The sequence below is a fragment of the Gordonia polyisoprenivorans genome (assembly GCF_017654315.1).
Lineage (GTDB): Bacteria > Actinomycetota > Actinomycetes > Mycobacteriales > Mycobacteriaceae > Gordonia > Gordonia polyisoprenivorans_A.
In genome coordinates this window covers 4,796,919-4,818,462 of sequence record NZ_CP072203.1, presented here as the reverse complement: position 1 = coordinate 4,818,462, position 21,544 = coordinate 4,796,919, and the positions used below count along the sequence as shown (strand labels likewise).

The 21,544-nt window shown below is 67.9% G+C and carries 26 protein-coding genes; 18 read left to right on the top strand and 8 right to left on the bottom strand.

All coding sequences use genetic code 11. The features are described from left to right. Positions 1-37 precede the first annotated feature (37 nt). Positions 38-217 (bottom strand): DUF1059 domain-containing protein, encoded by a 180-nt coding sequence (locus tag J6U32_RS21865; RefSeq protein WP_208792117.1) that lies wholly within the window; start codon positions 215-217, stop codon positions 38-40. A 99-nt stretch (positions 218-316) separates the two neighbouring features. On the opposite strand from J6U32_RS21865, the gene J6U32_RS21860 reads away from it, so the two are divergent. Next, complete coding sequence (locus J6U32_RS21860) at positions 317-1,165, top strand: LLM class F420-dependent oxidoreductase (protein ID WP_208792116.1); 849 nt, start codon at positions 317-319, stop codon at positions 1,163-1,165. Positions 1,166-1,197: 32 nt separating this feature from the next. On the opposite strand, the gene J6U32_RS21855 is transcribed toward J6U32_RS21860, so the two are convergent. Continuing rightward, positions 1,198-1,593, bottom strand: coding sequence for a phage holin family protein (locus J6U32_RS21855; protein WP_014360935.1), 396 nt, complete (start codon positions 1,591-1,593; stop codon positions 1,198-1,200). 319 nt (positions 1,594-1,912) lie between these two features. On the opposite strand from J6U32_RS21855, the gene infA reads away from it, so the two are divergent. The 8 genes from infA to truA all read left to right on the top strand — a co-directional run bounded on the left by infA (position 1,913) and on the right by truA (position 6,679). Further along, a complete protein-coding gene (infA, locus tag J6U32_RS21850; protein ID WP_005170487.1) occupies positions 1,913-2,134 on the top strand; it encodes a translation initiation factor IF-1 in 222 nt (73 codons plus the stop codon). Positions 2,135-2,227: 93 nt separating this feature from the next. Then, complete coding sequence (gene rpmJ / locus J6U32_RS21845) at positions 2,228-2,341, top strand: 50S ribosomal protein L36 (protein WP_005207978.1); 114 nt, start codon at positions 2,228-2,230, stop codon at positions 2,339-2,341. Positions 2,342-2,537: 196 nt separating this feature from the next. Next, the gene (gene rpsM / locus J6U32_RS21840) at positions 2,538-2,906 is read left to right on the top strand and encodes a 30S ribosomal protein S13 (protein WP_005170495.1); all 369 of its coding nucleotides are present in this window, start codon (positions 2,538-2,540) and stop codon (positions 2,904-2,906) included. Then, the gene (rpsK, locus tag J6U32_RS21835) at positions 2,906-3,313 is read left to right on the top strand and encodes a 30S ribosomal protein S11 (RefSeq protein ID WP_005207980.1); all 408 of its coding nucleotides are present in this window, start codon (positions 2,906-2,908) and stop codon (positions 3,311-3,313) included. Before rpsM ends, rpsK begins: the two co-directional genes overlap by 1 nt. Before the next feature lie 21 nt (positions 3,314-3,334). Next, positions 3,335-3,940 (top strand): 30S ribosomal protein S4, encoded by a 606-nt coding sequence (gene rpsD / locus J6U32_RS21830; protein WP_208792115.1) that lies wholly within the window; start codon positions 3,335-3,337, stop codon positions 3,938-3,940. A 91-nt stretch (positions 3,941-4,031) separates the two neighbouring features. Then, the gene (locus tag J6U32_RS21825; RefSeq protein WP_006370387.1) at positions 4,032-5,084 is read left to right on the top strand and encodes a DNA-directed RNA polymerase subunit alpha; all 1,053 of its coding nucleotides are present in this window, start codon (positions 4,032-4,034) and stop codon (positions 5,082-5,084) included. A gap of 63 nt (positions 5,085-5,147) precedes the next feature. Further along, positions 5,148-5,777, top strand: coding sequence for a 50S ribosomal protein L17 (gene rplQ, locus J6U32_RS21820; RefSeq protein ID WP_208792114.1), 630 nt, complete (start codon positions 5,148-5,150; stop codon positions 5,775-5,777). An 8-nt stretch (positions 5,778-5,785) separates the two neighbouring features. After that, complete coding sequence (truA, locus tag J6U32_RS21815) at positions 5,786-6,679, top strand: tRNA pseudouridine(38-40) synthase TruA (protein WP_208792113.1); 894 nt, start codon at positions 5,786-5,788, stop codon at positions 6,677-6,679. A gap of 6 nt (positions 6,680-6,685) precedes the next feature. Here the strand turns inward: truA and J6U32_RS21810 are convergent, their stop codons facing one another. The 3 genes from J6U32_RS21810 to J6U32_RS21800 all read right to left on the bottom strand — a co-directional run bounded on the left by J6U32_RS21810 (position 6,686) and on the right by J6U32_RS21800 (position 9,941). Beyond that, complete coding sequence (locus tag J6U32_RS21810; RefSeq protein ID WP_208792112.1) at positions 6,686-7,333, bottom strand: TetR/AcrR family transcriptional regulator; 648 nt, start codon at positions 7,331-7,333, stop codon at positions 6,686-6,688. 242 nt (positions 7,334-7,575) lie between these two features. Then, positions 7,576-8,514: a shikimate dehydrogenase gene (locus tag J6U32_RS21805; RefSeq protein ID WP_208792111.1), complete on the bottom strand. Its 939-nt coding sequence runs from the start codon at positions 8,512-8,514 to the stop codon at positions 7,576-7,578. Between the two features lie 62 nt (positions 8,515-8,576). Then, positions 8,577-9,941, bottom strand: a complete 1,365-nt coding sequence (locus tag J6U32_RS21800) for an MFS transporter (protein WP_208792110.1) — start codon at positions 9,939-9,941, stop codon at positions 8,577-8,579. A gap of 224 nt (positions 9,942-10,165) precedes the next feature. Here J6U32_RS21800 and J6U32_RS21795 point away from each other — a divergent pair, with 224 nt between their 5' ends. After that, complete coding sequence (locus tag J6U32_RS21795; protein ID WP_208792109.1) at positions 10,166-12,139, top strand: sugar phosphate isomerase/epimerase and 4-hydroxyphenylpyruvate domain-containing protein; 1,974 nt, start codon at positions 10,166-10,168, stop codon at positions 12,137-12,139. Between the two features lie 26 nt (positions 12,140-12,165). On the opposite strand, the gene J6U32_RS21790 is transcribed toward J6U32_RS21795, so the two are convergent. Both J6U32_RS21790 and J6U32_RS21785 read right to left on the bottom strand, forming a co-directional pair. Then, positions 12,166-12,714: a TM2 domain-containing protein gene (locus J6U32_RS21790; RefSeq protein ID WP_208792108.1), complete on the bottom strand. Its 549-nt coding sequence runs from the start codon at positions 12,712-12,714 to the stop codon at positions 12,166-12,168. 88 nt (positions 12,715-12,802) lie between these two features. Further along, positions 12,803-13,897 (bottom strand): alpha/beta fold hydrolase, encoded by a 1,095-nt coding sequence (locus J6U32_RS21785; RefSeq protein WP_208792107.1) that lies wholly within the window; start codon positions 13,895-13,897, stop codon positions 12,803-12,805. Between the two features lie 197 nt (positions 13,898-14,094). Here J6U32_RS21785 and J6U32_RS21780 point away from each other — a divergent pair, with 197 nt between their 5' ends. Then, positions 14,095-14,742, top strand: a complete 648-nt coding sequence (locus tag J6U32_RS21780; protein ID WP_208792106.1) for a DedA family protein — start codon at positions 14,095-14,097, stop codon at positions 14,740-14,742. Positions 14,743-14,785: 43 nt separating this feature from the next. Here J6U32_RS21780 and J6U32_RS21775 read toward each other — a convergent pair whose 3' ends face one another. Continuing rightward, the gene (locus tag J6U32_RS21775) at positions 14,786-16,396 is read right to left on the bottom strand and encodes an AAA family ATPase (RefSeq protein WP_425324081.1); all 1,611 of its coding nucleotides are present in this window, start codon (positions 16,394-16,396) and stop codon (positions 14,786-14,788) included. A gap of 376 nt (positions 16,397-16,772) precedes the next feature. On the opposite strand from J6U32_RS21775, the gene J6U32_RS21770 reads away from it, so the two are divergent. The 7 genes from J6U32_RS21770 (at position 16,773) to J6U32_RS21740 (ending at position 21,471) form a co-directional block, all read left to right on the top strand. Next, positions 16,773-17,117, top strand: a complete 345-nt coding sequence (locus J6U32_RS21770; protein WP_208792104.1) for a hypothetical protein — start codon at positions 16,773-16,775, stop codon at positions 17,115-17,117. A gap of 5 nt (positions 17,118-17,122) precedes the next feature. After that, entirely contained in the window at positions 17,123-17,437 is a 315-nt protein-coding gene (locus J6U32_RS21765; RefSeq protein ID WP_208796269.1) for a YbaB/EbfC family DNA-binding protein, read from the top strand. A 76-nt stretch (positions 17,438-17,513) separates the two neighbouring features. After that, a complete protein-coding gene (locus J6U32_RS21760) occupies positions 17,514-17,822 on the top strand; it encodes a type VII secretion target (RefSeq protein ID WP_006370374.1) in 309 nt (102 codons plus the stop codon). After that, positions 17,819-19,183, top strand: a complete 1,365-nt coding sequence (locus tag J6U32_RS21755) for a hypothetical protein (protein WP_208792103.1) — start codon at positions 17,819-17,821, stop codon at positions 19,181-19,183. Before J6U32_RS21760 ends, J6U32_RS21755 begins: the two co-directional genes overlap by 4 nt. A 34-nt stretch (positions 19,184-19,217) precedes the next feature. Further along, entirely contained in the window at positions 19,218-19,535 is a 318-nt protein-coding gene (locus J6U32_RS21750) for a PE family protein (RefSeq protein ID WP_208792102.1), read from the top strand. 107 nt (positions 19,536-19,642) lie between these two features. Beyond that, positions 19,643-20,641, top strand: a complete 999-nt coding sequence (locus J6U32_RS21745; protein ID WP_208792101.1) for a PPE domain-containing protein — start codon at positions 19,643-19,645, stop codon at positions 20,639-20,641. Continuing rightward, positions 20,638-21,471 (top strand): ESX secretion-associated protein EspG, encoded by an 834-nt coding sequence (locus tag J6U32_RS21740; RefSeq protein WP_208792100.1) that lies wholly within the window; start codon positions 20,638-20,640, stop codon positions 21,469-21,471. The genes J6U32_RS21745 and J6U32_RS21740 overlap by 4 nt, the downstream gene beginning before the upstream one ends. Positions 21,472-21,544 lie beyond the last annotated feature (73 nt).

Here is a 21,544-nt window from a genome sequence, read left to right as displayed (position 1 = left end):
CCGCTGTTCGCGTACACAGATCAGGGGGATCTGCCGGTTACTCGGGCACGTCGGAGATCAATTGGCGCACGCGGTCGACCGTCGTTGCCGGCAGCTCGTCGAGTCCGTGGCCGTGTGCGGCGTGATCGGCCACCTGTTGGAGTACCGCCCGCTCGTCGGCGCCCACGAACCGCGCATCGCAGTGGGGAATCACCGCACCGCACCAGAAACTCTTCACCAGGGAACTCCTTTCCGGTGAGTATTCGGATCGTACCCCGTCTCGGATGGGAGTCCGGGACGCCGGAATAGGCATTCGCCGATTCCGGTTGGCCAGGACATGACTGACTCGGAGAAGACGGCACACATCCAGAGATTCGGACGCCACGGGGTGTGGGGATGGTTCGGTCGGTTCTCGCCCGAGGAGTCCCGGCAGATCGAGGAACTCGGATACGGCACGATCTGGCTCGGTGGGTCGCCCAAACATCTGGGTCCGATCCGCAAGGTCCTCGACGCGACCGAGAACATCACGGTGGCCACCGGCATCGTCAACATCTGGAACACCGACGCCGCCGCGATCGCCGACGAATTCCACGAACTCGACCAGGACTTCCCGGGCCGCTTCTTTCTCGGCATCGGTGCCGGCCATCCGGAGGCGACCGCGGAGTACAAGAAGCCGTACGAGGCGGTCGGGGAGTATCTCGACGTCCTCGACGAGAAGAAGGTCCCCACCGACCGGCGGGTGCTGGCCGCGCTGGGACCGAAGATGTTGCGCCTGTCCGCCGACCGCGCGCTCGGGGCGCACCCCTACCTGACACCTCCGGCGCACACCGCGATCGCCCGCGAAACCCTCGGCGAGGGCGTGCTGCTGGCTCCCGAGCACAAGGTGGTTCTCGACACCGACCCGCAGGCGGCGCGTGCCGTCGGACGGCCGCCGGTCGACAATCCGTATCTGCACCTGCGCAACTACACGTCGAATCTGAAGCGCCTCGGATGGACCGACGACGACATCGCCGACGGTGGCTCCGACGCCCTGATCGATGCGCTGGTCGCGCACGGCGATGCGGCCACGATCCGCAAGCAGGTCGACGAGCATCTCGCCGCCGGTGCCGATCACGTGGCCATCCAGGTGCTCGGCGACGGATCGCCGATCGAGCAGCTGACCGCGATCATCGCCGCCGGGGCCTGACGTCCCGGCCGGTGACACCGGGTGGAGGAGGGTCAGCGGACGGGCTCCTTGAGCACCATTGAGATCAGCCAGCTCACCACCGAGATGACCAGTGCACCGAGTACCGCCGACCAGAAGAAGTGGTCCACCTGCAGGCCCCACGTGGTGGTGTTGTGGGTGATCCATGAGGTGATCTCGAGCATGAACGCATTGATCACGATATGGATCAGGCCGAGGGTGAGGATGTAGAGCGGGATCGCGAAGATCTGCACGATCGGCTTGATGAACGCGTTGATCACGCCGAAGATCAGCGCGACCAACACGACGATCCCCAGTTTGACGCCGAAGCCCGCGTTGTCGGGGAACACGAAGTCCAGGCCGGGCACGATCAGTGTCGCCACCCACAGGGCCACGCCGCTCAGAGCGCTCTGGATCAAGAAGGCACGCATGGCCAATAGTGTGCCATCGTCGGCGCGAGATGCCGGATTCGTGCGGTCATGGTGCCGGGTTTCTCGACGGTTTGGAGTGTTCCCGCAGTTCGCGTAGCATAGGACGGCGGTGCGCAAAGCGTGCCGGTATTCGTGTGTCCATCGTCGGAGTTGCTCCGCGCGTGTGTATGCGAAACCGGGAGGCAACGTATCGAGTTCCGGTCAGCACCGGAACGGGCACCTGGTGACGCTGTCCCGGGGTGCCCACACAGTAACGGATCGGAACGAATTCAACCGGGTTACGCGCCTGATGAGGGCGCGCGACAGGATCGCGGAGGACATGGCGAAGAAAGACGGGGCCATCGAGGTCGAGGGTCGGGTGATCGAACCCCTGCCGAATGCGATGTTTCGCATCGAGCTGGAGAACGGTCACAAGGTGCTCGCCCACATCAGCGGCAAGATGCGGCAGCACTACATCCGCATCCTGCCCGAGGACCGGGTCGTCGTGGAACTTTCGCCCTACGACCTCGGTCGTGGGCGCATCGTCTACCGCTACAAGTAAGACCTCCCGGGCCGGGGCGGCCCGGGGTAACCACACCCGCCATCGGTGCGGCCATCGGCCGTGCCCGGCGGGCGAGTAACAGGAGAGATTGACGTGAAGGTTCAGCCGAGCGTCAAGCCGATCTGCGAGAAGTGCAAGGTGATCCGCCGTAACGGTCGGGTCATGGTGATCTGCGAGAACCTGCGTCACAAGCAGCGTCAGGGCTGATCATCACTCGCCACCCTCCGGGTCGCTTGAGACACAACTGAATACACTAGAAGAGCTGAACAGGATTTTGTGAAGCCCTCTTGGCACCAGCGTCGACACACGGGTCGGCGCCCACCTCCGGTTCAGAGGCCGGAGCCCGGCAAGAGTACGGGACGGACCAGGAGCAGACCTCTGAGAAGTGAAGGAATCCCGCCACATGGCACGTGTTGCTGGTGTGGATCTCCCCCGCGAAAAGCGGCTGGAGATCGCACTGACCTACATCTATGGAGTTGGGCGTACCACCTCCAAGGAGATTCTGGCCGGAACCGGGCTCAGCCCGGACCTGCGCGCCAAGGATCTCACCGACGCAGACGTCGCGAAGCTGCGTGAATACATCGAAGCCTCGGTGAAGGTCGAGGGTGACCTGCGCCGCGAGGTCCAGGCCGACATCCGTCGCAAGATCGAGATCGGCTGCTACCAGGGTCTGCGTCACCGTCGTGGCCTGCCCGTCCGTGGACAGCGCACCAAGACCAATGCCCGTACTCGCAAGGGCCCGAAGAAGACCATCGCCGGGAAGAAGAAGTAATGCCTCCTAAGTCACGAAGCGCAGGCCCGAAGAAGGGCGCACGCCGTCGCGATAAGAAGAACGTCCCGCACGGCAACGCACACATCAAGTCGACGTTCAACAACACCATCGTGTCGATCACCGACCCCAACGGCAACGTCATCAGCTGGGCGTCGTCGGGCCACGTCGGGTTCAAGGGCTCGCGCAAGAGCACCCCGTTCGCGGCTCAGCTCGCGGCCGAGAACGCCGCGCGCAAGGCCCAGGAGCACGGCGTCAAGAAGGTCGACGTGTTCGTCAAGGGACCGGGTTCGGGTCGCGAGACCGCGATCCGGTCGCTGCAGGCCGCCGGCCTCGAAGTCGGCACCATCTCCGATGTCACCCCGCAGCCGCACAACGGTTGCCGTCCGCCCAAGCGGCGTCGGGTCTAGCGGGAAAGGAAAGAATAGACAATGGCTCGTTATACCGGCCCCGCCACAAAGAAGTCCCGTCGTCTTCGCGTCGACCTCATCGGAGGCGACCAGGCGTTCGAGCGTCGCCCCTACCCGCCCGGCCAGCACGGCCGTTCGCGGATCAAGGAGAGCGAATACCTGCTGCAGCTGCAGGAGAAGCAGAAGGCCCGCTTCACCTACGGCGTGCTCGAGAAGCAGTTCCGTCGCTACTACGAGGAAGCCAACCGTCGTACCGGTAAGACCGGTGACGAGTTGCTCAAGCTCCTCGAGACCCGCCTGGACAACGTCGTCTACCGTGCCGGCATCGCCCGCACGCGTCGTCAGGCCCGGCAGATGGTCAGCCACGGCCACTTCACCGTCAACGGTGTGAAGGTCGACGTGCCCAGCTACCGCGTCAGCCAGTACGACATCGTCGACGTCCGGCCGAAGTCGCTGCAGACCACTCCGTTCCAGATCGCCAAGGAGCTCGTCGGCGATCGTCCGGTCCCGGGTTGGCTGCAGGTGGTTCCCTCGACCCTGCGCATCCTCGTGCACAACGTGCCCGAGCGCGCCCAGATCGAGGTTCCGCTGCAGGAACAGCTCATCGTCGAGTTCTACAGCAAGTAGTCCGTCGAATCAGTAATTGCCAAGCAGCACAAGCTGTTCGGTTCACTTCTAGGCCGTCATATAGCGGTCGGCCACAAGGAGAAATCTCAGAATGCTCATCTCACAGCGACCCACCCTGACCGAGGAGATCCTCGCCGACAACCGGTCGAAGTTCGTCATCGAACCGCTCGAGCCCGGCTTCGGCTACACCCTCGGCAACTCGCTGCGTCGTACCCTGCTCAGCTCGATCCCGGGTGCTGCGATCACCAGCATCCGCATCGACGGTGTGCTCCACGAGTTCACCACCGTCCCCGGGGTGAAGGAAGACGTCACCGACATCATCCTGAACCTCAAGGGCCTCGTGGTCAGCTCCGAAGAGGACGAGCCGGTCACCATGTACGTGCGCAAGCAGGGTCCGGGCACCGTCACCGGCGCCGACATCGTCCCCCCGGCCGGTGTCACCGTGCACAACCCCGATCTGCATATCGCCACCCTGAACGACAAGGGCAAGCTCGAGATCGAGCTCGTCGTCGAGCGGGGCCGCGGATACGTTCCGGCCGTGCAGAACAAGGCGTCGGGCGCCGAGATCGGCCGCATCCCGGTCGACTCGATCTACTCGCCGGTGCTCAAGGTCACCTACAAGGTCGAGGCCACCCGTGTCGAGCAGCGCACCGACTTCGATCGGCTCGTGCTCGATGTGGAGACCAAGAACTCGATCAGCGCGCGGGATGCGTTGGCGTCGGCGGGCAAGACCCTGGTGGAGCTGTTCGGGCTCGCCCGGGAGCTCAACGTCGAGGCCGAGGGCATCGAGATCGGGCCGAGCCCGGCCGAGGCCGATCACATCGCGTCGTTCAGCCTGCCGATCGAGGATCTCGACCTGACCGTCCGGTCCTACAACTGCCTCAAGCGCGAGGGTGTGCACACCGTCGGTGAGCTCGTGGCACGGACCGAGTCGGATCTGCTCGACATCCGCAACTTCGGGCAGAAGTCGATCGACGAGGTGAAGGTGAAGCTGCACGCCCTGGGTCTGGCTCTCAAGGACAGCCCGGCGAGCTTCGATCCGTCGCAGGTGGCCGGTTACGACCCGGCGACCGGAACGTGGTCGGACGACGTGTCGTTCGACGGTGACTCCGGTGAGGATTTCGCAGAGACCGAGCAGCTGTAGCCGCTGCACGCCAACCCTGATTTCCCCCATTCAGCGATGGGGGAGTCCGTCTAGGAGAAGACAATGCCCAAGCCCACCAAGGGTGCCCGCCTCGGCGGGTCGGCGAGCCACCAGAAGGCGATCCTGGCGAACCTCGCCACCTCGCTCTTCGAGCACGGCCGCATCACCACCACCGAGGCCAAGGCCAAGCGCCTGCGGCCGTACGCGGAGAAGCTGATCACCCACGCCAAGGCCGGCAAGCTGGCCAACCGGCGTGAGGTGCTCAAGGTGATCCGCGACAAGGACATCGTGCATGTCCTGTTCGAAGAGATCGGCCCGAGCTTTGCCGATCGCAACGGCGGCTACACCCGCATCATCAAGACGCTGCCGCGCAAGGGCGACAATGCCCCGATGGCCGTGATCGAACTCGTCACCGGGTCGACCGCGTCCAGCGAGGCCGATCGCGCCACCCGCGTCGCCGCGTCCCGCAAGGCCGCCGAGGCCAAGCTCGACGAGACCGAGGCCGCGGTTGCCGAGCCTGCGGGCGACAACGTCGTCGAGGCCGTGCAGGCCGACGCCGACGACGCCGCGAAGGCCAACGCCGAGGCTGTGGCCGAGGCCGTCGACGACGAGTCGACCGCCGCGACCGCCGTCGAGGCCGACGAGCAGGGTGCCGACGTCGACAGCTCGACCGAGAAGAAGTCGGACGACTGAGCCCGACAGTGCCGCACGAACCCGCCGCCACCGATTCCGGGGACGGCGGGTTCGTTCGTCTGCGCTTCGACATCGGTTATGACGGAACCGATTTCGCCGGCTGGGCACGGCAGGTCGGGCAGCGCAGCGTGTGCGGGGTACTCGAGGACACCCTCGCCACGGTGCTGCGCGTGCCGATCCGCCTGACCGTCGCCGGACGCACCGACGCGGGCGTTCACGCGACCGGTCAGGTCTGTCACGCCGATATCCCGGCCTCGGCGCTGGCCACGCGCAGTCTGGCCGGCGGTCCTGCGCTGCTCGTCGGTCGGCTGGCCAAGATGCTGCCCGACGATGTGCGCGTCAAGGCCGTCACCCCGGTGAGCGAACACTTCGACGCCCGCTTCTCGGCGCTGCGTCGCCACTACCGGTACCGCCTCGCCGATGCGGTCTTCGGCGCCGAACCCACCCGGGCGCGGACCACGGCGACCTGGCGTCGGACCCTCGACGTCGAGGCGATGAACGCGGCGTCCTCGACGCTGTTGGGGCTCAACGATTTTGCGGCGTTCTGCCGTCGTCGGGACGGCGCCACCACGGTCCGCGATCTCCAACGTTTCGCGTGGCGTCGTGACGACGAGGGGGTGCTGATCGGCGAGGTGAGCGCGGATGCGTTCTGCTGGTCGATGGTGCGTTCGCTCGTCGGTGCGGTCGCCTGCGTCGGCGACGGACGTCGTGATGTCGAGTGGTGCCGTGGGTTGTTGGCGCAGCGTGAGCGCAGCAGCCAGGTCCCGGTGGCGCAGGCGCGCGGCCTGAGCCTGGTGGGTGTCGACTATCCGGCCGCCGACGAGTTGTCCGCGCGCAACGCCGTCACGCGTGATGTGCGCGATGCGGTGCCGCCGGGCGTCGGCGGATGCTGTGGGGGATGAGGTCGTTCAGTCCGGCGTGGACGTGTCGGTGAGATAGGCGACGATCATGTCGCCGATCATGCGTCGTTGATGGACGCGCTGATCGGTCGCGGCGAGATCGCGGTCGAACAGGGTCTTCCACGAGAACCGGTTGGCCACCCGGAAGAAGCAGAAACTGCTGATCGCGAGATGGACGTCGAGGGCATCGACGTCGTTGCGGAACACCCCCTTCTCGCGGCCGGACTCGAGGATCCGGGTCAGCACGTCGAGCGCCGGATTGCCCAGGCGCCCAACGCCTGCCGCATGCTTGAGATGCGCCGCCCGCAGGATGTTCTCGCCCGCGACGATCCGGATGAAGTCGGGATTGCGGTCGTGGTGGTCGAAGGTGATCTCGGCGACGTGGCGCAACGCGGCAACCGGGTCGTCGGCGATGTGGGTGACCCTCTGCTCGAGGCGCCGGATACGTCCGTAGGACGCCTCGAGAACGGCCTGGTACAGACCGTCCTTGTCGCCGTAGTAGTAGTAGAGCATCCGCTTGGTGGTGTGGGTCTTGGCGGCGATCTCATCGACCCGCGCACCCGCAAAACCCTTGTCGGCGAACTCCTTCGTCGCGACCTTCACGATATCGGCCTTGGTGCGTTCGCTGTCGCGGCGTCGGGGTGCGGGATCGGTCACCTCATGAACTCTATCGTTCGTTCACTGCGTCGGCGGCGCTCTCCCCAGCGCCGACGGCGCCCGTCACGACGCCGACAGCGCCCGTCACAACGTCGACAGCGCCCGTCACAACGTCGACAGCGCCCGCCACGACGCCGACAGCGCCTCATCGAGCGCTGTCGGGACTGAGCTGAGCGCTGTCGGCGTTAAGGAGGGCGCTGTCGGCGAGTATCAGAGCGCTGTCGGCGAGATGAGGGGCGTCCTCAGGCGGTCCGGCGCTCGGCGAGGTCCTCGGCGGCAATGAGTTCGGCGATGTGGGCGGCCATCCGGTCCGCGTCCGGCTCGATGCCGGTGAACAGCCGCAGCGCGTCGACGGCCTGCCCGACCGCCATCCCGTCGCCCGGCAGGGTGCGCGCACCGACCGCACGGGCCGCCGCGATCAGCTCGGTGATGGCCGGACGGTAGACGACGTCGGCGACCCAGAGGTCGGCGCGCAGCAGCGCCGGGTCCACCGCCGTACCGGGGTGATGGGCCATCCCGATCGGGGTGGCGTGCACCAGGCCATCCGCGTCGGCCAGTGTGGTGGCAACGGAATCGACTCCACCGGAGGTGATCTCGGCGTCGAACATGGCGCGCACGGTGGCGGCGAGTCCGGCGGCCCGAGTGGTGTCGGTGTCGACGAGGTGGAAGTGGGCGACCCCGGTGGTGAGTACGGCATAGGCGACGGCAGCGCCTGCTCCGCCTGCGCCGATCTGCACCACCGACTCCCGGGGTGCGGCCGCGGCGCCGAGACTGGCGCCGAGGCCTCGGTCGAAGCTGCGCGCGAAGCCCGACCAGTCGGTGTTGTGCCCGATTGCGCGGCCGCCGTCGAAGACGACGGTGTTGACCGCACCGAGACGGGCTGCGTCGGGCGAGAGATCGTCGAGATGGGCCAGTATCCGTTGCTTGAACGGATGTGTGACGTTGAGCCCGACGAGCCCGGCGTCGGCGGCGCGGGCCAGCAGCGCCGCGAGGTCGACGGTGGCCGCGGCCGACGCCGGGACGTCGAGGGTCAGATAGGTGTAGTCCAGTCCGTGGTGGGCGGCCTCGCGCTCGTGCATGGCGGGCGTGAGCGACCGGGAGATCCCCTGCCCGATCAGGGCGGCGACCACGGCACCGCCGGATGCGCGGCGGGCTGCGGTGGCGAATTCGATGTCGAACATTGGTGTGTCCTTTGATGATCGGGCCGGGGAATCGTCCCGGAGCCGGGTGTGGGCGAGCGGTGTCAGGCCATCGACGGCGAGGCTGGTGCCGACGCGGTCATGGTGTCGGCTCCTTTGACGGGTTCCTCCCCGAGTCGCATCGTGTCGGTCTTGTGCGTCTCGACCGCGGTGGCGGCAGCGAGTGCGGCAACCACGGCGAAAGCGGCGACGACCACGACGACCGGGACCCAACCCATCCGGCCCTCGCCGAGGATCGCGGCGGCGATCAGGGGCAGGAAACCGCTGGCCATGAAGCCGATCTGGGTGCCGATGGCCACGCCCGAGTACCGGACCTTGGCCGGGAACATCTCGGAGTAGAACGACGGCCAGACGGCGTTGGCGGCGGCGTAGACGACGGTCTGGATGATCAGGGTGGCCACGAGGATCGCCCAGAAGGAGCCGGTGGTGATGATCAACAGGTAAGGGAATGCCAGCACGGCGCAGCCCAGCGCTCCGCCGATGAAGATCGGCTTGCGCCCGATGCGGTCGGCGGCCAGGCCCCACAGCGGCTGGCTGAGCAGCATGACGAGGTTGGCGATGACGCTGACGAGCAACATCGAACTCTTCGAGACGGCGAAGTCGGTGGTGGCGTATTTGAGGGCGAAGGTCGAGAACAGGGTGCTCATGACCGAGATCGTCGAGCAGGCGATCACACGGACCAGGGCCCGCCAGTGGAAGCGCAGCAGCACCAGCAGCGGGATGTCGGAGACGCCCTCGGTCGAGTCCTTGATCTTCTCGAAGACGGGGGTCTCGGGCATGGTGCGGCGGATCAGGTAGGCGACGAACATGACCACGGCGCTGAACCAGAACGGAACGCGCCAGCCCCAACTGAGCAGGGCGTCCTCGGGCAGCGCGGCGACGGGGATGAAGGCGAGGGTGCCGACCAGCAGCCCGGCCTGGGTGCCGTTGAGCGTCCAGCTGGCGTAGAAGGCGCGCTTGCCCTGATCGGCGTGTTCAACCGTGAGTGAACTCGCGCCGGACTGCTCGCCTGCCGCTGAAAGTCCTTGCAGCAGGCGAAGAACGACGAGTGCGACCGGTGCGGCCATGCCGATCGAGTGGTAGTCGGGCAGACATCCGATCGCGAAGGTGGCCAGGCCCATCAGGATGAGGGTGAACACCAGGACCCGCTGACGGCCGATGCGGTCACCGAAGTGGCCGAGGACCACCGCGCCGACCGGGCGGGCGATGTAGGCGACGCCGAACGTGGCGAAGCTGGCCAGCGTCCCTGCCGTCGGGCTGATGTCGGGGAAGAAGATCTTGTTGAACACCAGCGCCGAGGCGGTGCCGAAGATGAAGAAGTCGTAGTACTCCACCAGGCTGCCCATGAAGCTGGCCAACGCGGCCTTGCGCGGCTGGGCTGCCGGCAGATCGGAAGTGGGTGCGGTCATCGGTCCTCCAAGTTGTGCTCGCCAACACAGAGTGTTGGGCGTGTGACTGACGATACAAAGGACCTTCGTCTCGGTCAAGACAACTAACCAGATCGTTCATAAATATCCCAATAGATGCAGGTGGGGGCGCTGTACATATTCCTTCACAGTCGAGTTCGGGGCGAACGTAATGAACCGTCTGGTACATTTCACTCACCGTGTCCCGGATCACAGGAGGCCATCCCATGTCGCAGACCCGCACCGTGCAGACCGCTGTGGACGACGCGCCTGGATCGGCACTGCCGCTCGACGCCCGAACGTCGATCGCGACGGTGTGCCTGTCGGGAACTCTGGGCGACAAACTCCAGGCCATTGCCCGCGCCGGCTTCGACGGGGTGGAGATCTTCGAACCCGATCTGATAGCGGCCCCGGGCCGGCCCGCCGAGTTGGCGCGCGCCACGGCCGATCTCGGACTGACCATCGACCTCTATCAGCCGTTCCGCGATCTCGACTCCCGCGACCCGGACCGCTTCCGGCGCAATCTCATTCGCCTCGAGCGCAAGTTCGACGTGATGGACGACCTGGGTTGCGACCTGCTGCTGGTGTGTTCGTCGCCGTTGGCGTCCGCGGCGTGTGATGACGGACTGCTGGCCGAGCAGCTCGCGACCGCGGCGCGCCTCGCCGGCACGCGTGGCAAGCGCCTGGCCTTCGAGGCGCTCGCCTGGGGGCATCACGTCAACGACTATCGACACGCGGCCGCCATCGTTGCCGCCGTGGATGATCCGGCACTCGGTACCTGCCTGGACAGCTTCCACATCCTGTCGCGCGGCGACGATCCGTCCGGAATTGCCGACCTGCCCGCCGACTCGATCTTCTTCCTCCAACTCGCCGATGCCCCGCGGATGGCGATGGATCTGCTGCAGTGGAGTCGACATCATCGGTGCCTGCCGGGTCAGGGCAACTTCGATCTCGCATCGTTCACCGAGCATGTCGTCGCGGCGGGCTATCGGGGCCCATGGTCGTTGGAGGTGTTCAGCGACGTCTTCCGTCACGCAGACCCGGTACGTACCGCTCGCGATGCGCACCGCTCGCTGCGATACCTCGCGGAGCTCGTCGATGCCGGCCGCCCCGGATCATCCGAAGGTACTGCACCGCAAGAAGACCCGGAGGGCGAGACACAACGGCCCGTCACCGGCGGCGTCGTGTCGATCCGGGTCGCGGCCGGGCCGACCTCGGCGCCGCAGCTCGGTGAGGTCCTCGGCGCCATCGGCTTCGATCTGAATGGAGTCGACAGCTCCACCGGCCTGCAGCTCTACCGCGATGCCGAGCTGGCCGTCGTCGTCGATCCGACCGTCGGCACCGTCTGGACGTCGCCGGGTGCGCCGGCCGACATGCCGACCATCGCGCAAATCGGTTTGCGCAGTGCCGATCCGCGGGCGTGGGCGGCACGAGCCGCAGAGTTCGACGTGCCGGTCGCACCGATCGCGGCACCCGGGCCGTCGTCGAAGCACGAGGGCGCCGGGGAGGTCGTGCGACTCGACGTCACCGATACCCTCGCCGTCGACCTGCGGCCCGCGCTGTCGGCGGGCACCTGGCAGCGACATTTCGATCTGGTGCCGCGCGAGCCCGCCGCGGTCACCTCGCTCTACACCGGGGTCGACCACATCGGTATCGGCATGAGTCCCGCCGACTGGGAGGCGGCAATGTTGTTGCTGCGCTCGGTGTTTGGCATGACGGTCGAGGGCGGGCTCGACGTACCCGATGCAGTCGGGACGATGCGATCGCAGGCACTGACATCGGCAACCGAGAGTGGTGAGCCGATCCGTCTCGTCGCCTCCCTGGTGCCCTCGCGACTCGACGGACGCGGCCCGCTGCGACGGCGCGGCGGACTGACCCATGCGGCATTCGCCTGCGCCGACATCATCGCCACCGCCCGCGCGTGCCGCTCCCGCGGCCTCATCACATTGCCGATCCCGGAGAACTACTACGACGACCTGCGAGCGCGCTTCGATCTCGGCGCCGATCGGATCGACGCGCTTCGCCGCTACGACATCCTCTACGACGCCGACGAAACCGGAGGCGAGTTCTTCCACTTCTTCACCCCGACCATCGCCGACGATCTGTTCTTCGAGGTAGTCTGCCGACGCGGGGGATACCGGGGGTACGGGGAGGTCAACTCGCCGGTGCGGGTGGCCGCCGCGCTCGCCTTCGACGCCTGACCGGGCGCGGGGGACGGGCCGGGTGCTCAGCTGCGGAGCTTGCGTCCCTGGGGATCGCGGACGCTGCCGACGAACATCATGATGGCGTCGACGAGGACCCAGATGCCGACGCCGGCGATCACCAGCCAGCCGACGATCAAGAGAATGACGCCGAAAGCCGCACCGCCACCGGAGTTGCCGCCCGCCGCGATGCCGGCGATCACGACGCCGATGACCATCAGCAGCCATCCGCCGATGTTGCCGCACAACTGGATCACGGCGATCTTCATGTCGCCGATGTAGAAACGACCGGCGGCGAAGCCCCCGAGGAACAGTTGCAAGAGGCCCGCGGTCAGCTTGCTCTTGTCCGACAACGGTTCGCCGGTCGCCGGGTCGACGTTGAAGTCGCCGTATCCGGGCACCCCACCGTAGGTGGGATACGGGGACTGGCCGGGCACTGCGCCGTACGGCTGGGACCCATAACCCGGCTGGGACCCATAACCCGGCTGGGATCCATAGCCCGGCTGGCCTGTGCCATATGGCTGCTGACCCTGACCGCTGTTGCCCGGATACTGCTGATAGCTCATGCCGATCATGCTCTCACGGGTGTGGGCGTCTGGGGAGGCGAGCGTAGCTCACCCGACCGACACCTCGTCCCGCTCGCACGTCGTCCCGGCTCGCACGTCAGGTTGCGCTGCGCTCGTCCTCGATCGCATCGAGCACCGCCTCGACGGTGTCCTCGTCGCCGACGAACTCCTGCGGCCGGGCACCGCCGGTGGACATCAGTTGCCGCCAGTTCTGCGGATCGAAGTCCACCGGCTGGGTGCGCTCGAGGAAGCTGGTGATCACCTGCACGAAACGCTCGGGGTCGTCGTGGAAAGGGAAGTGACCGGCGCCGGGGAACGTCGCCAACTCCGAATGTGGGATCGCCGAATGCCCGATCAGCGCATGCTCGTACGGGATGACGGTATCGAGCTCACCCCACACGAACAGCACCGGCAGGCGCTCGGTCAGATAGCAGCGATCGAGCATCGTCACCGCCTGACCACGCCAGTCGACCACCGCGCGCAGGGTGCGCAGGAACGCCGCCTGCGCGTGCGGATCGGCGAGATCGCCGAGTACGCGCAGCAGATCCTCATGGTCGTTGAGCGCCCGGCGCGGTGAGATCTCCTGCGGCACACCGGGAAGGTGCGGAAGACTGACGAGTGCCTTCGCCACGCCTTGCAGTGCGGGCATCACTCCTGGTACCCGCAGCAGCGTCAGGACCTCGTTGACCACCGGGAGCGTCACCAGCCGCAACGCCGGATTGACCTCACGCGTCACACCGCCGGCGGCCACCAACACCAACCGCTCGACGAACCGGGGGAACTGGTAGCAGAACTGCATGGCGACGCCGCCGCCGAGGGAATGACCGACGACGGTCACCTTCGTGACACCGAGGACGACGAGCAGATCGCGCATCCCGTTGGCGAATGCCGGTACCGAATAGTCGGCGCGCGGTTTGTCCGAGCGGCCGTGGCCGAGGAGGTCGGGCGCAATGACGGTGTAGTGCTGGGCGAGCATCGGGATGACCTCGTCCCACGTCGAGGAGTTGTCCCCGATGCCGTGGATCAGCAGGAGTGCCGGACCGCTCCCGGCGATGCGGTACGCGCGGCGATAGCCGTGGATCGTGTGGTATTCGATCCGGACCTCGGTGTCGGAGACGGGCCGCAGATTCGGCGTGGACGAACCCGCCGTCTTCGTCCGGCCGGAGGTCGGGGGAGGCTGGGTGGTGGACACGGTCGGCTCCTAGAGGTCACGTCGTCGTGAGAGTCGGCGGGCTGGGGTCGAGCGCGGCGGATTCGCGCTGCATGTTTACGACCGAGTAAACCCCACATGGGCACGCTCTGCCCAGCATGTTGCATCGAGTTAACGTGGTCATCGACACCCCGTCGGGCGGGAGCCGGTGGTGCTCGCAGCACCTAGGGTGGACCGTGATGAACCCCTTCGATGTCGACTCGTTCCTCGCCACCGGCGGCGTCATCGGCCTGTGTGTGCTCATGTTCGTCGAGACCGGCATCCTGATCGGGTTCCTCTTCCCCGGCGACTCGGTACTGTTCACCGCCGGCGTGCTTGCCGCACAGCCGAATCCGTTCGCCAAAGTGTGGTGGCTGTGTCTGGTGGTACCGCTGGCGGCGGCGGCCGGCGATCAATGTGGCTATTTCCTCGGTCGGCGTCTGGGCCGATCGGTGATCGAGGGCCGGATGATGCGCGCGGTGGGACCCGAGTACGTCGAGCGCACCCATCGCTACTTCCAGCGTTACGGCCCGCTGACGGTGTTCTTCGGCCGGTTCATCGGAGTGGTTCGTACACTGACGCCGTTGGTCGCCGGGTTCAGCGGCATGCCGCACCGCGTGTTCACGCTGTTCTCGCTACTCGGCAGCGTCGTATGGGCGGCCGGATTGATCCTGCTCGGCTATTTCCTCGGGCAGGTGCCGTTGATCCGCGACCATCTCGAGGTGTTCATCATCGCCTCGATGCTGACCGTCGTGATCCCGATGGCCGTGGGCATCACCCGGCGTTGGCTGGCGCACCGCCGCGAGCGCGCAGAGGCGCTCGCCACCGGTGACCCCGACACCGACTGACCATCGCCTGCGGCCCGGTGCCCGGGGTTGCGTCCGGCCCGGTTCAGCCGTAGAACGGTTCCTCTCGACGAACCGTCGGCGCGAACTCGTCGGCGATGGTCGCGGCGAGCTCGACGAACGCCAGCCGGGTGGGCTTGCCGACGAGCTCGAGATCGACGTCGGCACCCTCGGCGAGATGGTCGTCAAACGGGATCGTCTGCACCGCGCGGCATCGCGTCAGGAAATGCTGACCCAATTGGTCGGTGTCGATGGTCGACGACCCCGGGCGGGACGAGCTGAGCACGACGACAGCGCGTGACACCAGGTGGCCGTATCCGTGGGCCTCGAGCCAATCCAGCGTGGCCGAGGCGCTGCGGGCGCCGTCCAGTGCCGGCGACGAGACCAAGATGATGGCGTTCGCCAGGTCGAGCACGCCGTTCATCGCCGAGTGGCTCAGGCCGGTTCCGCAGTCGGTGATGATGATGTTGTAAAAACGCTGGAGGATGGTGACGACGCCGCGGTATTCGTCCTCGCTGAATGCTTCGGCCATCGCTGGATCTCGTTCGGAGGCGAGAACTTCCAGGCGCGACGGCGCCTGCGAGGTGTGGGCGCGCACATCGCTGTAGCGGTAGACGTTGTCGTCGGAGAGCAGATTGCGCACCGTCGACGCCGTCTGCTGCGGGACACGCTGAGCCAGTGTCCCCAGATCGGGGTTGGCGTCGACGGCGATCACCCGGTCGCCGCGCAGCGAGGCGAAGGTCGAACCCAAACCGACTGTCGTGGTGGTCTTTCCGACGCCACCCTTCAGCGAGAGCACCGCGATGCGGTAGTCGCCGCGAACCGGTCGGCGCAACCGCTCGAGCAGCTGCTGATACCGGATCTCGTTGGCGGAGTCGCCGGGATTGATGGTGCCGGCCGAGATGGTGTGCACCGCCCGCCGCCACCCGCGAGCGGGGGCTCGGCGAGCCTTGCGCAGCAGGGCGACTTCGTCGAGGGCCGGTCCCTGTTGCGGCGACCCGAATCCCATCGGCGGGGCGTACCCGTTGTCCATCGGCGGGGCGTAACCGGATGGGGCCGGCGGCATGTGCGGTGGCGTCGGCGCGCCGGGAACCGGACCGGAGGGTAGGGGGCCGGTCGGGTAGGGGCCGGGTGGCATGGTGCCGGGTGCGTACCCCTGCACGGATGGGTCGAAACCGTTGGGCGCGTAGGTGTTTGCCGGTGCGGACTGGTTGTGCTGGTGCTGTTGGGGCGCCTCGGACTGTGGTGGTGTCTGGTACCCGGTTGCCGGGGGAAACGGCGTGTGGTGAGGCTGCGCCGGGGGAGCAGGAGTGGGGGAACTCGGCGGCGCGGGGTGCTCCGGAGGTGCATCGGTGGGGGCTGGATCGGCCGGTGCCGCGCTCGTGGGTGCTGCGGCATCGCCCGGCGCCGTGGAGCCCGTCGGCGACGGAGGGGGCGGCGAGGGAGGGATCGGTGGCCGGTCGGCGCCGAAGCCGGCAACGGGCTCGTCCGGCGCTTCGGTTCCGTGCGCTGGTTCGGTCGGTGCCTCGCCGGTCCGCGGCGCGTCCCCGGGCGGCCCGAACTGCAACCACGGTGGGGTTGCGGGCATCATCGCCGCCGGATGTCCGTTGTTCTCGTGCGTCATCGCTTCCCCCTGCAAGGTGATTCCCGGTGACATGAGTCCGCCTGCTTTGCGGGACGGACGTCACCACGCTCGGCAGTGTACCCATGGGTGTCGGATCGTGAATGGTGAGCGTCACGCCGAGCAACAGTCCGGGTCGGGGCCCGGTGACCACGGAGCATCGGACGAGGCCCGCGACATCTAACGGGTACCGACGGTCCCGGGTTATCCCCAGACATCACGCGCAAACCGGACACCGCATGTGATCTGTGGCATCATCTCAACACCGTCAGCGGAGGTCACCGGCAACGGGTCGAAAAGATCCGATCGAGTGGAACCCGAACCGGTCCCGCTGCGTCCAATCATGACATCGCACATCGGCGGCGGAACGGACGCCGCTGCGATACAGGGAGTAACCGACGTGGGAGGGTCGATGACCGGCGAGGATTTCGGTGGAGTCGAGGAGACATCCTTGGCGCGATCGCGGGACGGGGCGATCTCGGTGATCACGACGCCGGCGGGCCTGCCGCTGGCGGTGCGTATCGACGACACCCAGCTGCGCAAACATCCCCAGGTCGTGGCCGACGACGTCCTCCGGTTGTGTCAACAGTCGGCGATGGCATCGGCGATCCGGTTGCGTGCCCGGCTGCTCGAGTCCGGGACGCCGTCGGAGGTGGTCGAGTCGCTCGGTCTGCCCAGGCCCGACGATCTGGCTGATGCCGAGTTGCGTGACGACGACGAGGCCGATGCGCCCACGTCCTGGCTCAGGTCGGTGTGAGCGCGATGAACCCGGCGATGGACGAACTCGAATCCCGTGCGGCTGCTCAACTGGGCCGTCTGCACGACTTCTCCGACGAGCTGGCGCGGATTCGGGTCCGGGAGAGCTCTGCCGACGATCTGATCACCGTGGAGGTCGATGGCTCCGGGGCGATGACGGGGTTGTGGCTCGCCGACGGGGCGGGCGAGCTCGGCGGCGCCCGCCTCGGCTCCGGGATCGTGGCGACGGCCATGCTCGCCGCCCAACGAGCATTCGCTCGCCGAGCGGCGATGACCGAGGACTTCACCGCGTCGTTCGCCGAGCTGGTGCAGTCGCGGTGAGGTCGACGAGAGTGGTGGGCGTCTATGGCATGGCGACGAGTGACCTGACGGTAGATGAAATGGCAAGGGGGAGAGCATGAATCATGTGACGGTGACACCGGAAGTCCTCGAGGGCTTCGCGGCGACCAACGCCGCGATCGGTACTGCGGTGGCGGCGGCCGGCTCGGTCAACGCCGCCGCGAACACGGCGGTCATGATCCCCGTATTCGGACTGATCGGGCAAGAATTTCTCGCGGCATTCATCGCCGCACAGGCCAATCACCTGTTCGCGGTGGGCAACCTGGCCGCCGTCCATGCGGCGACGGCGGCGAGCGCACTCGGCGGTCTCGCCGAATTCGAGGCCGTCGATGCCGCCTCCGCCGCGACCCTGCGGTCGGTGCTGTGAGTCAACCTCTCGCCTCCGGGCAGCCCACCTCCGGGCCGCCCGAGTTCCCGGCGCCCACCGAGATGTCGGTCAACGACATGATCGCGGCGACACCGCTCGGACCGATCCTCGACCGGCCGGTCGGCGACGTGCTGGCAGGGTTGGGACTCCCGCCGCTGCCCGAGTTCCCGCCGCTACCACCGCTTCCGGGGCTACCGCCACTACCGGTCATCGATGTCGGCCTGCTCGTCAAACCGATCACCGATCTGCTCGGCAGCTTCGGGACCGGTGACCTGTCGGCGGCCGACTTCGATCCGACGGTCATCTTCCAGGGACTGTCCACGATGCTCGAGTCATCGATGTCGATGGCGCAGGCCGCCCTGAAGATCGCCGACGAGGTGTGGGGTGGTCAGAGTGCCGTGTCGGCCGCTGCGAAGACCGGCGAGGCGAGCGTCAACAGTGGGCAGCTTGCAGTCCAGGGCAGCGGTATGTCCTTCGACATCCAGGCCGCCGCCGGCATCGTCGCCGCGGGTGTGGCAACGCTACAGGCCATCCTGGCCGCCACGATCGCCAAGATCACCGCGGCCGTCTCGTTCACCGGGCCGGCGGCGTTGCCCCTCGCGGTGAGTTTGGCCGCCCTCGGATTGTCCGAGGCGACCGCCGCCGTCGCGGCCACGCGGGCTCAATTGCTGGCTCCGACAACCCATATGACCGTGAACGGAGCGCCGGTGGCCGTCACCAATGCGCCCACCGGCGCAGCCGGCGCCGCGCAGTCGCCGTTCGCCCTGGCCGGTACCATCCTCGACGCGGTGTCCCCGGTGGTCTCCACGGCCACCGAGATCCCCTCGATGCTCACCGCACCACTGCAGCAGGTGCTGGCCGCCGGTGATACGGCGGTCCGGCCGGCGGCATATGTCGCTCCGGAGGATGGTGGCGGTGGGCCGTCCGGGCCCGGCGGCGGCCCGGCCGGTCTGGGAGCGATGCCGACGGGCGCCGGTGGTGCCGGCCGTGGCGGTGGCGGTGCCGGTGGTGCGGCGGTCACCGCGCCGCTGGGCGCGGCCCGCTCCGGGATGCCCGTCGTCGGGGCCACCGAACCGGCGAGCTACACCCCGGCCTCCCCGGCGCGTGCGGTTTCGGGGACCACCACCCCGATGCCGGCATCGATGGCGCCCATGGCCGCCGCCGGGGCCGCGCGCGGGGCCGGGACGTCCGACGACACCCACGAGGTTCCGGACTATCTGGTGACCGAGGACAACGGAAAGCAGATGGTCGGCGGCGTCGCCGACGTCGCTCCCGCAGTGCTCGGTGCCGACGCCGACCCGGAGACCCCGCCCGACATCGAATTGCGACTCGGTCCGGCCGGGCCGCTCTCGCCCCGATGAGTCCAGTTCTCGGCACCGTCAGAAAGGCCATCCGATGACACCGTCACCCACCAGCGGCAATCTTGATGTGGATCCGCATGAATTGTCCAGGGCCTGCGCTGATCTCGAACGTCTGGCGCTGTCCCTGGAAGAAGCGGTCGGACGACTTGCCCCGGAGGCCGCCGTCGACGCCCCCGGTCGAGACGAGGTGTCGGTGACCACCGCGGCGTCGGCCACCGCAGTGGCCGGGCGCTTCGCCGAAGACGCGACCTCCGGCATCCGACAACTGCGCAACATCGCGGCGATGCTGCGGTCCCACGCCGGTGGCCTCGCCGACGCCGATGATCAGGCCGCGTCCGGCCTGCGGACCTGACGGCCGCCCCCGGACACGGCGACCGCTCGACCATCCGAACCCCATCCGTAGACCATCAACCCGACCGACCGACCGACCCACCGACCGAGCAGCCGAGAGGAGTGGGCATGACCGGATTCACCGGAGTCCTCTGGGACACCCGTACCAGTCGCCGGCTCGCGAGCGACCTCGTCGAGGGGCCCGGAGCGGCGCCATTCGCCGACGCTGCGATCGCGTGGGGTGCGCTCGCCGGTGAGTTCGCCGGGACCGCAGCCGAATACGGCGCCGTCCTCACGCGACTGCGGGCCGACTGGGAATCCGGCGCAGCCACCGAAGCCATCGACCGCCTCACCGGTCTCCTCGGATGGCTGACCGACATGGCAGCGCAGGCCGCCGAGGCTGCGGCGGTGACCGAGGCGCAGTCGCTCGCCGTGTCGGTGGCGCGCCTGGCGATGCCGAGCACCGCCGAGGTCGACCTCGCCGACACACTCGCCCACGGCGCGGCAGTGGTCGCCTCGGTTGCGCCGATCGCCACTGGGGCGGCCGCGCATGCCGAACGCGCGGTCCACGATCAACGGATGCGCGCGGCGCGAGTGATGGAGGCCTACGAAACCGCCGCCGAGCCGCTGGCACAGCCGTGGCGAGCTGCCCACGCCGCACCACAACTGGTGCCCGACACCCCGCCGGCGACCGCGCCCAGCCGACCTCCGCAGGCTCACGCTACCGCTGCCACCGCGGGTCACGGGTCCGCCTCGGGGTCGGGAATCGTTGCGGCGCCGATACTCTCGGCGCCGACTCCCCGGGGCGCGTATACGCCGACGATGGTGGCCGCGGCGCCCACCGGGTCGCCCACGACGGCCACCACCGCCGGCACGGGCCAGGCGGGACCTGGGATGCCCGGCACACCGTCCGCGGTACCGCCGCCGATGGCGCCGATGACCTCGACGGCATCGATGGGCGACCGCGTGGTCCGTGTCGACACCCAGGCGCAGGTCGAGACCGGGCAGGCCGAGGCATCCCCACGCCCTCCGGAAACCTGGGCCGAGGTCGCCGCACAATCGAGCACGGCGCTCGACCCCCGATACGTCGAGCAGACCCTCACCCTCGACACCGGGAGGACACCATGATCGTGACCTCCACCGATTCCCGTCGCCTCGAGATCGCGGTGGTGCGCCGACTCGGGCAACGATGCGGGGTCACCACCTGGCCCGTGGTCCTGGATCTCTGGACACCGTCGGCCGACGGTGCGCACGGCGAGCCCCGAGGCATCGCCCGCGACCTTGCCGACCCGGACAACGCCACCCTGGACCGCGTCATCGCGCAGGCGGGACTGTTCGACAGCAGCGGCCCCACGCTGTGGGCCGATACGGTGCTCGGGGTGCTCGCCCACCCGGACCGCGAACTCGAGATCCGAGGTTTCGCCGCCGATTCGACGGTTCGCGCCTGCGTGGCGCGGCGCGGGCACGACCACGTCCTTGCGGTGCGCCGAGGTGACCACGTGGAGCTCGCCGTTCTCGACGTGCGCGACACCACTGCTCTGGCCGGCATCGTTCGCGCGACGTGCGGCCCGCATGACGCGCTGGACTTCACCGAGACCAGCGTCCCCACCCGCGAACTGACCGAGAGGTTCGGTCACTGCGCCGACGCTCCCGGTGTTGTTGCGGCACTGCGTGCATGGGGCGCCACGGCCGCCGACGCCACCCGGGTGGCCGACGCATTGCTGTCCTGCGACGTGCGGTGGGAGATCGTGGCCACCTCGCGCGCCGACGGCGTCCTCACCCAGACTTCTGGGGCCATCGGGATCATCGACTCGCGTGCGGGTCGAATTCTGATGGGCCTCAGCAGATCTCCCGACGACAGATTGTGGACGACCATCACCCCGGGGACGGGGCATCGGATCGGTGCGGCCGTGGACCGGCTGATCGACACCCTGCCCGGACAACGGTGGTTCCCATGAGTCGACGGGACTTCCCCATCGAGATCTTCGCCGGGGGACATCAGCGCCTGTCCGCACGGACAGCGCTTCGGGG